The organism is Mesorhizobium sp. WSM4906, from assembly GCF_029674625.1.
In the GTDB taxonomy this organism is placed as follows: domain Bacteria; phylum Pseudomonadota; class Alphaproteobacteria; order Rhizobiales; family Rhizobiaceae; genus Mesorhizobium.
Genome location: NZ_CP121355.1, coordinates 6,580,523 through 6,595,907 on the forward strand (window position 1 = coordinate 6,580,523; position 15,385 = coordinate 6,595,907).

Here is a 15,385-nt window from a genome sequence, read left to right on the forward strand (position 1 = left end):
GCGAAGCGGAGGTCGGATGAGGGGGAGTCGATACGGAACATAGACGGGCTTGATACGACTATGGATACGACGGCCCATCACGGCACGATAAAGGAGCGCCCCCCGGCCGCCTCTCCCCGCCTGACGCTCTCCGGCATCTCAAAGAGCTTCCCGGGCGTGCGCGCGCTACACAATGTCAGCCTGTCGCTCTATCCGGGCCAGGTGACGGCGCTGATCGGCGAGAACGGCGCCGGCAAGTCGACGCTGGTCAAGATCATGACCGGCATCTACCAGCCCGATTCAGGCGAAATCAGCATAGACGGCCAAGCCACGACGCTGCCCAGCGCGCATGCCGCCTTCGGCCATGGCATCACCGCCATCCATCAGGAGACGGTGCTGTTCGACGACCTGTCGGTCGCCGAGAATATCTTCCTCGGTCACGCGCCGCGCACCCGCTTCGGCACCATCGACTGGCGCACCATGCGCAAAGATGCCCGCGAGGTGCTGGAGACAATGCGCGCCGGCCATATCGACGCCGACGTGCGCCTGAAGGACCTCGGCATCGCCAACAAGCACCTCGTAGCCGTTGCTCGCGCGATGTCGATCGACGCGCGCATCGTCATCATGGACGAGCCGACCGCGGCGCTCTCGATGAAGGAGATCGAGGAGCTTTTTCTCTTGATCGAATTCCTGAAGAGCGAAGGCAAGGCCGTGCTCTTCATCAGCCACAAGTTCGACGAGATCTACCGCATCGCCGACCGCTACACCGTCTTCCGCGACGGCGAGATGGTCGGCGAAGGCCTGCTCAAGGACACCGGCCAGAACGAGATCGTGCGCATGATGGTCGGACGCAACGTCGACCATATTTTCCCGCAGCGCGAACCGAAGATCGGCGCGCCGGTGCTTGCCGTCTCCGGTCTGTCGCACCCGACCGAGTTCGACGACATCGGCTTCGAATTGCGCAAGGGCGAGATCCTCGGCTTCTACGGCCTGGTCGGCGCCGGACGCAGCGAGGTGATGCAGGCGATTGCCGGTATTACCCGCACTAGCAAAGGCACTATTTCGCTGGACGGCCAGTCGATCGCGCCTAAATCGGCGGCGGATTCGATCGAGGCCGGCATCGTCTATGTGCCCGAAGAGCGCGGCAAGCAGGGCGTGGTGATCGGCCTGCCGATCTTCCAGAACGTTTCGCTGCCTTCGCTTGCGCGTACCTCCAAATCCGGCGTGCTCAGGCTCGCGGAAGAGTTCTCGCTCGCCCGCTCCTACACCGAGCGGCTCGACCTTCGCGCCTCCTCGCTCAGCCAGGATGTCGGCACGCTTTCCGGCGGCAACCAGCAAAAAGTCGTCATCGCCAAATGGCTGGCGACGACGCCGAAGGTGATCATCCTCGACGAGCCGACCAAAGGCATCGACATCGGCTCGAAGGCCGCCGTGCACGGCTTCATGGCCGAGCTCGTCGCGCAGGGGCTATCGGTGATCATGGTGTCGTCCGAACTGCCGGAAATTCTCGGCATGTCGGACCGGGTGGTGGTGATGCGCGAGGGCCGCATCGCGGCGACCTACGACAACAAGGGGCTCGACGCCGAAACGCTGGTTCGGACGGCGGCGGGGATCGCGGCATGAAGAATTTCCTCAAATATCGCGAGATCTGGCTGCTCGCCGGCATCGTCCTGCTGATCGGCCTGATTTCCGCGCGCTTCCCCGGCTTTGCCGATCCGGCCAATCTGCGCCAGGTGTTCAACGACACCTCGATCCTGATGATCCTGGCGCTCGGCCAGATGGTGGTGATCCTGACGCGCTCGATCGATCTGTCGATGGCATCCAACCTCTGCTTCACCGGCATGGTGGTGGCGATGCTGAACGCCGCGCATCCGGCGATCCCGATCCCGGCACTGATCGTCATTGCACTTCTGGTCGGGCTGGTGCTCGGCGCCATCAACGGCTTCCTGGTGTGGCGGCTGAACATCCCGTCAATCGTGGTGACGCTCGGCACGCTCACCATCTATCGGGGTGCCACCTTCGTCGTTTCCGGCGGCGCCTGGGTCAATGCGGACCAGATGAGCCCCGACTTCATCAATTTCCAGCGCGCCGCCTTCCTCGGCCTGCCGGTGCTGTCCTGGATCGCGCTTCTGGTCATCGCGCTGTTCTTCCTGGTGATGACGCGTACCGCGCTCGGCCGCTCGATCCACGCCATCGGCGTCAATCCGACCGCGTCGGTCTATGCCGGCATCGATGTCGGCCGCACCAAGTTCATCGTCTTCTGCATCTCCGGCATGATCGGCGGGCTGGCCGGCTATCTATGGATCTCGCGCTATGTGATCGCCTCGGTCGAGGTCGCCAACGGCTACGAGCTCAACATCATCGCCGCCTGCGTCATCGGCGGCATCTCTATCGCCGGCGGCATCGGCTCGGTCGGCGGCGCCGTGCTCGGCGCGCTGTTCCTCGGCATCATCTCCAACGCGCTGCCGGTCATCAACATCTCGCCCTTCTGGCAGATGGCGATCTCGGGCAGCGCCATCATCCTGGCCGTGGTGCTCAACGCGCGCGGCGAGCGCCGGCAGGGCCGCATAATCCTCAGAAAGGCGGAAGCGGCATGACCGACACCCCTGCCCCGCGCCATATTCCCGACCGGCTCGACAAGCCGCTCTCTTCCGCGATCTTTTCCTGGGAGGCGCTGCTTGTCGTCATCGCGGTTCTCATCTTCGCGGTGAACAGCTTTGCCTCGCCCTATTTCCTCGATCCGTGGTCGCTGTCGGACCTCACCTTCAACTTCACCGAAAAGGGCCTGATCGCGCTCGCCATGGCGCCGCTGATCATCTCGGGCGAGATCGACCTGTCGGTCGCGGCGATCGTGGCGCTCGCCTCGACGATGATGGGCATGGCCGTGCAGGCCGGCGCCGGCACGCCTATGCTGGTCGCGATCGGCATCGCGGTCGGGCTCGGCTGCGGCGCCTTCAACGGGCTGCTCGTCACCCGGCTCGGCCTGCCCTCGATCGTCGTCACCATCGGCACGATGAGCCTGTTTCGCGGCATCGCCTTCATCATCCTCGGCGACCAGGCCTACAAGGGCTATCCTGCAAGCTTCGCCTTCTTCGGCCAGGGCTATGTCTGGTGGGTCTTCTCGTTCGAGCTGGCGCTGTTCCTCTTGGCGGCGCTGATCTATTGGTTCGTGCTGCATCGCACGAGTTTTGGGCGGAAGGTCTTCGCCGTCGGCAACAATCCGGTCGCCTGCCAGTTCTCAGGCGTGCGCGTCGGCCGCATCAAGTTCATCCTGTTCTGCTTGACCGGGCTGATGTCGGGCATCGCCGCGGTGCTGATCACCTCGCGGCTGGGCTCGACGCGGCCGTCGATCGCGCAGGGCTATGAGCTGGAAGCGATCACCATGGTGGTGCTGGGCGGCGTGTCGATCCTCGGCGGCGCCGGCAGCATCCTCGGCGTCGTGCTCGCCGCCTTCATCATGGGGCTGGTGACCTTCGGCCTCGGCCTGCTCAACGTGCCTGGCATCGTCATGTCGATCTTCATCGGCCTGCTGCTGATTATCGTCATCGCGCTGCCGATCGTCTGGCGCCGGCTGCGCGAAGGACGCTTCGCCTGATGGAAAAATATGCCTTCAAGATGAAGCTCAATCCCGGCATGAAGGCAGAGTACAAGCGCCGCCATGACGAGATCTGGCCGTCGCTGGTGGCGCTGCTGAAAGACGCCGGCATTTCCGACTATTCGATCCATCTCGACGAGGAGACCAACATCCTGTTCGGAGTGCTGTGGCGGCGGGATGACCACGGCATGGCCGAGCTGCCCAAGCATCCGGCGATGCAGCGCTGGTGGGAGCATATGGCCGACGTCATGGAGACAAAGGCCGACAACGAGCCGGTGGCGGTGCCGCTGGAAACGTTGTTCCATATGGCATGAGCGCGCCTCGTACCATTGCCGTCATCGATATCGGCAAGACCAACGCCAAGGTGGCGCTGGTCGACCTTGAAAGCATGACCGAGACGGCGCTGCGCCGCACGGCCAATGCCGTCATCGCGGACGGCCTATACCCGCATTACGACGTCGAGCGCCTCTGGACTTTCATCCTGGACAGCCTGGCGGACATCAGCCGCGAGCAGCGCATCGATGCCGTCTCGATCACCACCCATGGCGCGACGGCGGTGCTGGTCGATGCCGAAGGCGGGCTTGCGCTGCCGGTGATCGACTATGAATTTGCCGACATCGACGAACTGGCGCAGGACTATGACGCGATCCGCCCGCTCTTCGCCGAGACGGGTACGCCGCGCCTGCCGGCCGGACTGAACATCGGCGCCCAGCTATTCTTTCAGCAGAAGCGCTTTCCGGCCGAATTCGCCAAGGTGACCGCTATCCTGATGTACCCGCAATATTGGGCGCTGCGACTGACCGGCGTCTCGGCCAATGAAGTGACCTCGCTCGGCTGCCATACCGACCTGTGGAACCCGTGGCGGGCCGACTACTCGTCGATGGTCGACAGAATGGACTGGCGCCGGCTGATGGCGCCGGTGCGGCCGGCGAAGGATCGATTGGGACCGATCCTGCCGCTGATCGCGCAACGGGCCGGGCTCGACCCGCAAACGCCGGTGTTCTGCGGCGTGCATGATTCCAACGCATCGCTGCTGCCGCATCTGTTATCCGATCGGCCACCCTTCTCCGTCGTCTCGACCGGGACCTGGGTGGTGTCGATGGCGGTCAGCGGCCGCAAGGTCGAGCTCGACCCGGTGCGCGACACGCTGGTCAACGTCAACGCGCTCGGCGACCCCGTGCCGTCGGCGCGCTTCATGGGCGGGCGCGAATTCTCGCTGCTCACCGATGGCCAGCCGGTCGACTGGACAGAGGACGACGTCGGCGCCGTGCTGACGCGACAGGTCTTGCTGCTGCCTTCCACCCAGCAGGGTTCCGGACCGTTCCCGCATCGGATCGCGCAGTGGCGCAATGGAGAGAATTCGAGCTCCGGCCAGCGCTTCGCCGCCATCTCGTTCTATCTGGCGCTGATGACCGCGACCTGCCTCGAGCTGATCGGCGGCGACGGGCCGACGACGGTCGAGGGACCGTTCGCGCAGAACCGGCTTTTCATCCGCATGCTGGCGGCGGCGACAGGCAGGCCGGTCACTGCGTCGGAAACATCGACCGGGACCAGCATCGGCGCGGCGCTGCTGGCGTCGAGCGGCGCTACCGTGGCGAGCAAGGGCGAGCGGACCGACCCGCCGGCCGAAGGCGCCTGGGGCGACTACGCGCGGACGTGGCGGCAGGCCATCGGGACTTGATAGGAGCCGTGATGCTCGCGACTGCCTGAGAGGGCGGCGCTGCCCCTCACCTGCCTGCCGGCATCCTCTCCCCGTAGAACGAGGAGAGGGACGCTGTCGCCGTCGATTTCGACAATCGCCGGCGTTGCAAGAAATGCGCCGAGGGTTGCGGTCAGCCACCTTCTCCCCGTTCTACGGGGAGAAGGTGCCGGCAGGCGGATGAGGGGCAGCGCCGGCATAAGCGACTAGACGCATTTCAGCCCGCCGTCCCGTAAAGCAGTCCGCTCGGGTCGATCTCCGGCTTGCGGCCGGCGACAAGGTCGGACAGGAATTTTCCCGAGCCGCAGGCCATGGTCCACCCGAGATGGCCGTGGCCGGTATCCAGATAGAGGTTGCGGTATTTCGCCTGGCCGAAGATAGGAACCGAATTCGGCATCATCGGCCTTAAGCCGGCCCACAACAAAGCCTTCTTCTCGTCGAAGGCGCCCGGGAACAGGTCCTTGCCGGTGTCCAGGATGGTTTTGAAATCGCGCGGCTTGAACGAACGGTCGAAGCCGGTGAATTCCGCCGTCGAGGACATCCGCAAGCGATTGCCCAGCCTCGAATAGCCGATCAGCCGGTCCTCGTCCGCGCCGCCCATGGTCGGCCCTTTGCTCTCATCGTCCAGCGGAATGGTCGCGGTATAGCCTTTCACCGGATAGACCGGCAGGTCGATACCGTAGCGGCGGCCGATGAGGCCGCTTTCCGGCCCCATGCAGATGACTATGGCGTCGCCCGTGACCGGACCGGCGGAGGTCATGACAGCGCGCACCCGGTCGCCCTCGATATCGAGACCTTCGACCGTCGTGCCGAACATGAATTTGACGCCGAGTTTCTCGGCCGCATAGGCGGAGAGCTTGTCGACGAACTGCTTGGAATCGCCGGTCTGGTCGATCGGGGAATAGACCCCGCCGGCGATCTTGTCCTTCACGCCGGCGAGGCCAGGCTCCAGCTCGACCAGCCGGTCGCGGCCGACAATCTCGATCGGCAGGCCATGCTCGCCGAGGTACCGGTAGTTGTCGGTGCCGGTGTCCAGGCTTTTCTGCGAACGAAAGAAGTAGAGGATGCCTTTCTTGCGCTCGTCGTAACGGATGCCGGTCGCGTCCGAGAGGGCATTGATGCACTGGCGCGAATAGAGCGCGAGCCGGAGCTTGACGTTGGTATTGGCGCGCAGCCGCGCAACCGTGCATTCGCGCAGGAAGCGCAGGCTCCAGGCATAGAAATAAGGATCAAGGCGCAGCCTGACCTTGATGCCGAGATCATGGTTCCAGAGCCCGCGCAGGAAGGTCTTCAGCGCCGCCGGCGAGGCCCAGGCGGTGGCATCGCCAGGCGAGACAAGGCCGGCATTGGACTGACTGGTGCCGCGCGCCGCCGCCTCATGGCGCTCGATCACCGTCACCTCGTGACCGTCTTCAGCCAGATAGTAGGCAGCCGCCGTGCCCACGACGCCGGCTCCGAGCACCAGGACCTTCATACCGCCCCTCGAGGATCATGCCAGCGGTGCATATCGGCGCACCGCCCTGAACGAGCCTCAATACCGCGTATGAAGGCGCTCTGCGAGCCCTTGGCCCAACAGCTTGCCGTGGCTAGAGCATTTCACCGTTTCACGGAAACGGCGAACCGCTCTATCTCTTTGTTTTGACGCAATTCCGGACGGAAAACCGCTACGCATTTTTCCTGGAATTGCTCTAGCTCCGCGCCGAGTTCTTGCCGGTCAAAATACGCTCCCAGGCCAGCGCATCCCTGACGATCTGGTCGAGATCGTCGCGCTGCGGCGTCCAGCCGAATTCCTTGCGGGCAAGGTCGGAATTGGCGACCACCGCGGCGGCGTCACCCGGGCGTCGATCACCCATGCGGACATCGAAATCATGGCCGAAGGCGCGGCGCACGCTGTCGATCACCTCCAGCACCGAATAGCCATGGCTGTAGCCGCAATTGGCGACGAGGCTCTCTCCGCCTTCGCGCAGCCGCTGCAGCGCCAGCCGGTGCGCCGCCGCCAGATCGCTGACATGGATGTAGTCGCGGATGCAGGTGCCGTCCGGCGTCGGGTAGTCCTTGCCGAAGACCTGCATGAAGGGCCGCTTGCCGAGCGCGGTTTCGCAGGCGACCTTGATCAGATGCGTGGCGCCGGGCGTCGACTGTCCAGTGCGGCCCTTGGGATCGGCGCCGGCGACGTTGAAATAGCGCAGCGCCGTGTAGCGGATGTCATGCGCGAGCCCCGCGTCGCGCAGCATCCATTCGCTCATCAGCTTGGAGAGACCGTAGGGCGATTCCGGCGCCAGACGCGCATCCTCGCGCACCGGCTCCAGCCCGGCGCCGCCATAGACGGCGGCGGTGGAGGAAAAGATGAAATGCGGCACGCCCTCATGCACTGCGGTTTCGATCAGAGTGCGGGTCTTGCAGGTGTTGTTCTCGTAATAGCCGAGCGGATCGGCGACCGATTCCGGCACCACGATCGAGCCGGCGAAGTGGATGATGGCGTCGACCTTGTTTTCGCGGATGATCTGCCCGACCAGTTCGCGATCGGCGACGTCGCCGACGACGAGCTTCGCCTCGGGCGCCACCGCCCATTCGAAGCCGGTGGAAAGCCGGTCGAGCACGACGACGCTTTCGCCGGCGTCGAGAAGCTCCCAGACCATGTGGCTGCCGATATAGCCGGCACCGCCCGTCACCAAAACCGTCATCTTATACCTCGCTGATCAAGATTTATCGGAAACTGTCTCAACAGCCACCGTGCTGGAAACCCCGCCGCAAGCCCATTAAAGCGCGTCGAAATGGATACAGTCGACGCGCTTTACGTTTTGTTTCGATGCATGTCGTTCCCCAAAGCCGCTGTGCACTTTTGGGCGATATGCATTAGCCTCCCTGAATGTTAAGTCCGTAACAGTTCCTCCCGTCCGAGGCATCGTACTGAAACAAAACTGCATCAGACAGTCGGGAATAGGCCACGATCCGACATCGTTAGGAACAGGCCTTGGGCGTGGCATTTTGACCGGTTGGGTCCGGTGGACGCGGCATGGGGCAGTGACTATGATCCGCCGCAAAATTGGGAAGCCGACATGAATTACCAGCGGTTCTTCGAAGATGCGATCGAGCAGCTCCATGCGGAGCGGCGCTACCGCGTCTTCGCCGACCTCGAGCGCATGGTGGGCAAGTTTCCGCGCGCCATCTGGCGTTGCAACGGCCGCGCCCAGGAAATCACCGTCTGGTGCTCCAACGACTATCTCGGCATGGGCCAGAACCCGGATGTGATCGCCGCCTTCCAGATCGCGGCGGGCAAGATGGGCTCGGGCGCCGGCGGCACCCGCAACATTTCCGGCACCTCCAACCCGCTGGTCGAGCTCGAGCATGAGCTGGCCGACCTGCACGACAAGGAGGCGGCGCTGGTCTTCACCTCCGGCTTCGTCTCCAACGAGGCCTCGATCTCGACCATTGCCAGGCTCTTGCCCAACTGCCTGATCTTCTCCGACGAATTGAACCACGCCTCGATGATCGAGGGCGTGCGCCGCTCCGGCGCCGAAAAGAAGATCTTTCGCCACAACGACGTCGCGCATCTGGAAAGCCTGCTGCAGGCGGCAGGGCGCGAGCGCGCCAAGCTGATCGTGTTCGAAAGCGTCTATTCGATGGACGGCGACATCGCTCCGATCCGGCAGATCGTCGAGCTCGCCGAGCGCTACAACGCCATGACCTATATCGACGAGGTGCATGCGGTGGGCATGTACGGGCCGCGCGGCGGCGGCATCACCGAGCGCGAGGGGCTTGCCGACCGCATCGACATCATCGAGGGCACCTTGGCCAAGGCCTTCGGCACGCTCGGCGGCTACATCACCGGCGCGAGCGCGGTGATCGACGCGGTGCGCTCCTATGCGCCGGGCTTCATCTTCACCACCGCGCTGCCGCCGGCGATCGCGGCGGCGGCCACCACCTCGATCAGGCATCTGAAGCGCTCGCAGGCCGAGCGCGACGCGCAGCAGCGCCAGGCGGCCAGAACCAAGCAGGTGCTTGCCGCGGCCGGGCTGCCGGTGATGGAATCGGCCACCCACATCGTGCCGGTGCTGGTCGGCGATCCCGAGCTGTGCAAGATGGCCAGCGACCGGCTGCTCGGCGTCCATGGCATCTACATCCAGCCGATCAACTACCCGACGGTGCCGCGCGGCACCGAGCGGCTGCGCATCACGCCCACACCCTTCCATTCGGACGCGCTGATCGCCGAATTGCAGGACGCGCTGGTCGAGACCTGGGACGCGCTCGGCATCCCCTACGGCGCCGCCGGCCGCCCCGCCGTCGCCGAGAGCGACCGCATCATTCCGCTCCTGGTGCCGAAGTCAGGCGGCTGACTTGCAACTGTCGGGGCGCTGGCCGCGCTCCGCTTGTCGCTGTTCCTCGTTCTCCAACGTTGCGACGCTGCTAAGTCACGGCATGGATCCTAGGGTCTCCGCGACGTCGCTTCGCGACTGCTTCGCCCTAGCATGACGACGTCCATTTCGTCAGCCGATAATCGCAAACGTTGGAGATTGTCCGAGGCCGTCCTTCGGTCGTCATTCTAGGGCGTAGCAAGGAGCGAAGCGACGCGCGCAGACCCTAGAATCCATGCCGTTACGTCTGCCTAGGAACGAAGCGGTGCAGAAAACGGGTCCGCAAACAAACACTTCCCGCCCGATTGCGACCTCACACCGTCTTCATCCACTTCGCCAGGCGATGCGCCGCTTCCTCGAGCTGATCGAGGCGGCGGTGGAAGCATAGCCTGAGGAAGGCCTCGCCGCCCGGGCCGAAGGCAGTTCCGGGCGCCAGACCGACATTGGCGTTGTCGACGATGTCGAAGGCGGCGGCGCGGGAATCGGTAATGCCATCGACCCTGAAGAACAGATAGAACGCACCTTCCGGCACGGTGAAGCGCGCCTTGCCGGTGGCACCCAATATATCGCAGACGAGGTCGCGGGCGGCGCGTGCACGCTCGACCTGCTCGACGATAAATGCGTCGCCCTCGTCGAGGGCCGCCACCGCGCCGCGTTGCATGAACTGCGCGACGCCCGAGGTCGAATACTGGATCAGGTTCTCGAACACCTGTTGCAGCGCCGGATGGGTCTTGATCCAGCCGACGCGCCAGCCGGTCATCGCCCAGTTCTTGGAGAAGCTGTTGACGAACAGGATACGGTCTTCGCTCGTGGCGACGTCGAGGAAGGACGGCGCGCGGCCGTGCCCATAGTGAAACAGCGAATAGATCTCGTCGGCGATGATCCAAAGGCCCTTTTGACGGGCGAGATCGAGGATCGCCTTCAGCGTTTCCTTGTCTGCGGTCCAGCCGGTCGGGTTCGATGGCGTGTTGATGAACAGAGCCTTCGTCCGCGGCGTGACGGCGGACGCGATCCGGTCGACGTCGCAGGACCAGCCATTGCCGGACTGGTCGAGCGTGACCGCAACCGGGACGGCGCCGGCAACGCCGGCGGCGGCGGCGAAATTCGGCCAAGCCGGCGACAGATAGACGACCTCGTCGCCGCTGCCCGCAATCGCGTCGATGGCGAGTTGAATGGCATGCATGCCGGAAGCGGTGACAATGAACTCTTCCTCGGCGAAGCGCTTGCCGAAATGCCTGGCGTAATAGCGGGCGAGCGCCTGCCTGAGCTCGGGAATGCCCTTCTGCCAGGTGTAGAAGGTCTCGCCATTGGCCAGCCCGCGGGCGGCGGCATCGCTGATGAAGGAAGGCGTCGGCAGGTCGCCCTCGCCGGCCCACAGCGGGATCAGGCCTTCACGCAAACGGCCGTGGTTGACGACGGCGACAATGCCGCTTTCGGGCGCGGCGCGGGCCTCGGTGCGCAAGGTCTGGATCAGGGTCATGGAGGAATCCGTCCGGTTTTCCACGACTGCTAACGTCTTTTACGACAGCCGCAAACAGAAAACCCCGGCCGCGAGCGGCCGGGGTTTTGGTCCAGAGTGTTCTGTCTTGAGATTACTTCCTAGCGAGCAGGTCGCGGATTTCGGTCAGAAGCTGGACATCCGCCGGCGGGGCTGCGGCAGCGGCCGGTTTTTGGCCTTCAAGGCGCTTGCGCAGGTTGTTCACCATCTTGACCATCAGGAAGATGATGAAGGCAAGGATCAGGAAGTTCAGCACCACTGTGATGAAGCTGCCATAGGCGAAAACGGCGCCCTCTTTCTTGGCATCGGCCAGCGTGGCCGAGTGGACGTTCGAGGACAGTCCAAAGAAATAGTTGTTGAAGTCCAGCCCGCCGAAGATCGCGCCGACGATCGGCATGATGATGTCGTTGACCAGCGAATCGACGATCTTGGAGAAGGCCGCGCCGATGATGACGCCGACGGCCAGGTCCATCACATTTCCCCTGGAAATGAATTCCTGGAATTCCTTCAGCATTCGACCCTCCTTGCCATGACCGGTCGTGCTGCCGCCCCGGCTCTCCGGCGCCGACCCAAATCACAATAACAAAAACTCCCAGTTGCAAAACCGGAAAAAGGGCGAAGCCACCGGTTTGTATTTATCCGGTTCGTATTTCTGCAGGCGTCACCAACCACATATGCGTCGAAAGCCGCGATGGACTTGGGCTCCAAGCTGTGGTTGCGTCTAAAGTGGGCGAGGAGCCCGTCAGGGAGGAAGTTCGAACCATGCAAGGCTGGTTCGTCGTCATCATCGCTATCGCCTATGTGACGCTGCTCTTTGCGATCGCCAGCGTCGGCGACAGGCGCTCGGTGGCAGCCGGGCTCGGCCGTGCGCGACCCTTCATCTATGCGCTCAGCCTCGCCATCTACTGCACCTCCTGGACTTTCTTCGGCTCGGTCGGCCTCTCCTCCGAGCGCGGCCTCGAATTCCTCGGCATCTATACCGGCCCGGTGCTGGTCTTCGTATTCGGCTTCCCGCTGCTGAACCGCATCGTCCGGCTGGCGAAAAGCGAGAAGATCACCTCGATCGCCGACTTCCTCGGCGCCCGCTACGGCAAGAGTTTTGCCGTAGCGGCGATCGCGACGCTGATCGCCACGATCGGAGCGGTGCCCTATATCGCGCTGCAGCTGAAGGCGATCTCGGGCTCGGTCAGCCTGATGATCGAGCACTATACGGGATCGCCGCCTTCCTTCGATCCATTCGTCAGCGACATCTCGCTGGTGGTCGCGATGCTGCTCGCGCTGTTTGCGGTGCTGTTCGGCACGCGCCACGCCGATGCCACCGAGCACCAGGACGGGCTGGTGCTGGCGGTGGCGGTCGAAACCGTGGTCAAGCTCGCCGCTTTCCTCGCCATCGGCCTGATGGTGACTTTCCTGATCTTCGGCGGCCCCGGCGACATGCTGGCGACGCTCGCCACGAATGCCGCGGTGCGCCAGGCCATGGGCTACAATACCTCCCTGGCCACCTGGCTGGTGCTGACGACCTTGAGCGGCTTCGCCATCCTGATGCTGCCGCGCCAGTTCTACGTCACCATCGTCGAGAACCGCAGCGAGGCCGAGCTGCGCACCGCGACCTGGGTGTTCCCGCTCTATCTCGTGGCGATCAACTTGTTCGTGCTGCCGATCGCCTTTGCCGGCCTGTCGCTGGTCGGCACCAGGACCAGCAGCGACCTCTATGTGCTGTCATTGCCGCTGTTCAGCGGCCATGACGTGCTCGCCATGGCCGCCTTCATCGGCGGGTTGTCGGCGGCGACCGCCATGGTCATCGTCGAGAGCGTGGCGCTGTCGATCATGATCTCCAACGACCTGGTCATCCCGCTGTTCGTGCGCCGGCTGCTCAAAACCACGTCCTCGCAGAACGAGGACTGGTCGACACTGATCCTGAACGTCAGGCGGGCGTCGATCTTCATCATGCTGTTCATCGCCTTCCTCTACTACCGCGAGAGCACCAACAGCGCGCGGCTGTCTTCGATCGGGCTGATGTCGTTTGCCGCGATCGCCCAATTCGCGCCGGCGCTGATCGGCGGGCTGATCTGGCGCCGCGCCAACGGCCGGGGCGCCGCGCTCGGCATGGTCGCCGGCATTCTGGCGTGGAGCTACACGCTGCTGCTCCCTTCGCTCGTCGGTCCCGGCTCCGAGATCGTCGTCCATGGTCTGTTCGGCTTCGAGGCGCTGAGGCCCCAGGCGCTGTTCGGCACCGTTGGCGAGCCGCTGAACCACGGCGTTCTGTGGAGCCTGTCGATCAACACGCTGTTCTTCGTGCTCGGATCGCTATCTCGAGCATCCGTGCCGCTGGAGCGCATCCAGGCGGCGATCTTCGTGCCGCGCGAGGCGGGCCCGATGCCAAGCCTGCGCCGCTTCCGCACCGCCGTCACCGTCAACGACCTCAAAGACACGATTTCCCGCTATCTCGGCGTCGAGCGCACCGAGCGTTCCTTCCAGTCCTTCGAGAAGAACGCCAACGTCTCCCTGCACGGCAAGGAACAGGCCAGCATGGATGTCATCCGCTTCTCGGAGCAATTGCTGGCGAGCGCGGTCGGTTCGTCCTCGGCGCGGCTGATCCTGTCGCTGCTCTTTCGCCGCAACGACCGCGATTCCAAGGATGCCTTCCGGCTGCTCGACGACGCCACCGAGGCGCTGCAGCACAATCGCGACCTGCTGCAGATCGCGCTCGACCAGATGGAGCAAGGCATCACCGTCTTCGACCGCGATTTCCGGCTAATCTGCTGGAACCGGCAATACCGGGCGTTGTTCGACCTGCCGGACGAGATGGGCCAGGTCGGCGTGTCGCTCGACCAGATCCTGCGCCACCTCGCCGAGCGCGGCGACATCCCCGCCGACCTGCGGGTGACGATGCTCAACCGGCTGACCAGCTTCGTCAGCCCCTGGCAGATGGAGCTCAGGACCAGCGGCCGTATCCTGGAGCTGCGCTCCAACCCGATGCCGGACGGCGGCATCGTCGCCACCTATGCCGACATTTCCGGCCGCGTCGAACAGGACCTGGCGCTGAAGCGGGCAAACGAGTCGCTCGAGCAGCGGGTCCGGAGCCGCACCGCCGAGCTCACCCGCGTCAACGAGGAGCTGGCGCAGGCGCAGATGCTGGCCGAGGAAGCCAACCTCAGCAAGACGCGCTTCCTCGCCGCCGCCGGCCACGACATCCTGCAGCCGCTCAACGCCGCCAGGCTCTATTGCTCTTCACTGATCGAGAAGGCCGGCAAGGGTCCGGCCGGCAAGGCCGCCATCAACATCGAATCCTCGCTGGAGTCGGTCGAGACCATTCTCGGCGCGGTGCTCGACATCTCGCGGCTCGATGCGGGGGCCTTGAAGCCCGAAGACACTGCCTTCAGCCTCGGCGGGCTGCTTGGCCAGATCGGCAATGATTTTCGCCCGCTCGCCGCCGAAAAGAAGCTCGGCCTGAAAATCATGCCGTCTTCCCTCGGTGTCATGACCGACCGCAACCTGCTTCGCCGGCTGATCCAGAACCTGGTCTCCAACGCCATCAAATACACGCGAGACGGCCGCATCCTCGTCGGTGTCAGACGGCGTGGGGAACTGGCCGAGATCCAAGTGATCGACACCGGCATCGGCATCGCCGGCGACAAGCTCAACACCGTCTTCCACGAATTCACCCGGCTGGACGAAGGCGCGCGCGAGGCCGAAGGCCTCGGCCTCGGCCTTTCCATCGTCGACCGCATCGCCAGGGTGCTGAGGCTCGAAATCCGTATCTTCTCCAATCCGGGCAAGGGCACGCGCTTCTCCGTCATCCTGCCGGTGGCAGCGGTCGTGACGCCGCCGCGCGAGATATCCAAGACGCCCGCGCGCGCGGCATCCTCGCTTGCCGGGCTCAACGTGCTGTGCATCGACAATGACGCGCGCATCCTCGATGGCATGCGGCTGCTGCTCGAAGGCTGGGGCTGCAGCGTCGATACGGCTTCGGGATCGGGAGACCTCGTACGGCCGGGCGCGCGAAGGCCCGATATCGTGCTTGCCGACTACCATCTCGACGGCAGCACCGGACTCGACGCCATCCACAGGCTGCGCGCCGCTTACGGCCAGGACCTGCCTTGCGTATTGGTCACCGCCGACCGTTCCAGCGAGGTGCGCACCGCCGCAGGCAAGCTCGACATTGCCGTGGTCAACAAGCCGCTGAAGCCGGCCGTGCTGCGCTCGATGATGGCGCGTGTCAGGGCGCTGGCGCCAGCGGCGGAGTGACGTCGCTGGTG

At 64.4% G+C, this 15,385-nt stretch carries 11 protein-coding genes; 7 read left to right on the forward strand and 4 right to left on the reverse strand.

The features are described 5' to 3' along the window. The first annotated feature begins 60 nt into the window (after positions 1–60). Genes QAZ22_RS31745 through QAZ22_RS31765 form a run of 5 tightly spaced genes read left to right on the forward strand, consistent with a single transcriptional unit; the run spans position 61 to position 5,255 of the window. Positions 61–1,602 (forward strand): sugar ABC transporter ATP-binding protein, encoded by a 1,542-nt coding sequence (locus tag QAZ22_RS31745; protein ID WP_278204836.1) that lies wholly within the window; start codon positions 61–63, stop codon positions 1,600–1,602. Next, positions 1,599–2,576 carry an ABC transporter permease gene (locus tag QAZ22_RS31750; RefSeq protein WP_278204837.1) on the forward strand — a complete coding sequence of 326 codons (978 nt, stop codon included), beginning with the start codon at positions 1,599–1,601 and terminating at the stop codon, positions 2,574–2,576. The genes QAZ22_RS31745 and QAZ22_RS31750 overlap by 4 nt, the downstream gene beginning before the upstream one ends. Beyond that, positions 2,573–3,574 carry an ABC transporter permease gene (locus tag QAZ22_RS31755; protein ID WP_278204838.1) on the forward strand — a complete coding sequence of 334 codons (1,002 nt, stop codon included), beginning with the start codon at positions 2,573–2,575 and terminating at the stop codon, positions 3,572–3,574. Before QAZ22_RS31750 ends, QAZ22_RS31755 begins: the two co-directional genes overlap by 4 nt. Continuing rightward, positions 3,574–3,888, forward strand: a complete 315-nt coding sequence (gene rhaM, locus QAZ22_RS31760) for an L-rhamnose mutarotase (protein WP_278204839.1) — start codon at positions 3,574–3,576, stop codon at positions 3,886–3,888. Before QAZ22_RS31755 ends, rhaM begins: the two co-directional genes overlap by 1 nt. Then, positions 3,885–5,255: an FGGY-family carbohydrate kinase gene (locus tag QAZ22_RS31765; RefSeq protein WP_278204840.1), complete on the forward strand. Its 1,371-nt coding sequence runs from the start codon at positions 3,885–3,887 to the stop codon at positions 5,253–5,255. The genes rhaM and QAZ22_RS31765 overlap by 4 nt, the downstream gene beginning before the upstream one ends. A gap of 235 nt (positions 5,256–5,490) precedes the next feature. Here QAZ22_RS31765 and QAZ22_RS31770 read toward each other — a convergent pair whose 3' ends face one another. Together QAZ22_RS31770 and galE are read right to left on the reverse strand one after the other, a co-directional pair. Continuing rightward, the gene (locus QAZ22_RS31770) at positions 5,491–6,747 is read right to left on the reverse strand and encodes a D-amino acid dehydrogenase (RefSeq protein ID WP_278204841.1); all 1,257 of its coding nucleotides are present in this window, start codon (positions 6,745–6,747) and stop codon (positions 5,491–5,493) included. Positions 6,748–6,961: 214 nt separating this feature from the next. Next, positions 6,962–7,957 carry a UDP-glucose 4-epimerase GalE gene (gene galE, locus QAZ22_RS31775; RefSeq protein ID WP_278204842.1) on the reverse strand — a complete coding sequence of 332 codons (996 nt, stop codon included), beginning with the start codon at positions 7,955–7,957 and terminating at the stop codon, positions 6,962–6,964. 375 nt (positions 7,958–8,332) lie between these two features. Between galE and hemA the strand changes: the two genes are divergently transcribed. Next, positions 8,333–9,610: a 5-aminolevulinate synthase gene (gene hemA / locus QAZ22_RS31780; protein ID WP_278204843.1), complete on the forward strand. Its 1,278-nt coding sequence runs from the start codon at positions 8,333–8,335 to the stop codon at positions 9,608–9,610. Between the two features lie 331 nt (positions 9,611–9,941). Here hemA and QAZ22_RS31785 read toward each other — a convergent pair whose 3' ends face one another. Both QAZ22_RS31785 and mscL read right to left on the reverse strand, forming a co-directional pair. Further along, positions 9,942–11,108, reverse strand: a complete 1,167-nt coding sequence (locus tag QAZ22_RS31785) for a pyridoxal phosphate-dependent aminotransferase (protein ID WP_278204844.1) — start codon at positions 11,106–11,108, stop codon at positions 9,942–9,944. Positions 11,109–11,220: 112 nt separating this feature from the next. Next, complete coding sequence (gene mscL / locus QAZ22_RS31790; RefSeq protein WP_278204845.1) at positions 11,221–11,640, reverse strand: large conductance mechanosensitive channel protein MscL; 420 nt, start codon at positions 11,638–11,640, stop codon at positions 11,221–11,223. 248 nt (positions 11,641–11,888) lie between these two features. On the opposite strand from mscL, the gene QAZ22_RS31795 reads away from it, so the two are divergent. Next, a complete protein-coding gene (locus QAZ22_RS31795; protein ID WP_278204846.1) occupies positions 11,889–15,374 on the forward strand; it encodes a PAS domain-containing hybrid sensor histidine kinase/response regulator in 3,486 nt (1,161 codons plus the stop codon). Positions 15,375–15,385 lie beyond the last annotated feature (11 nt).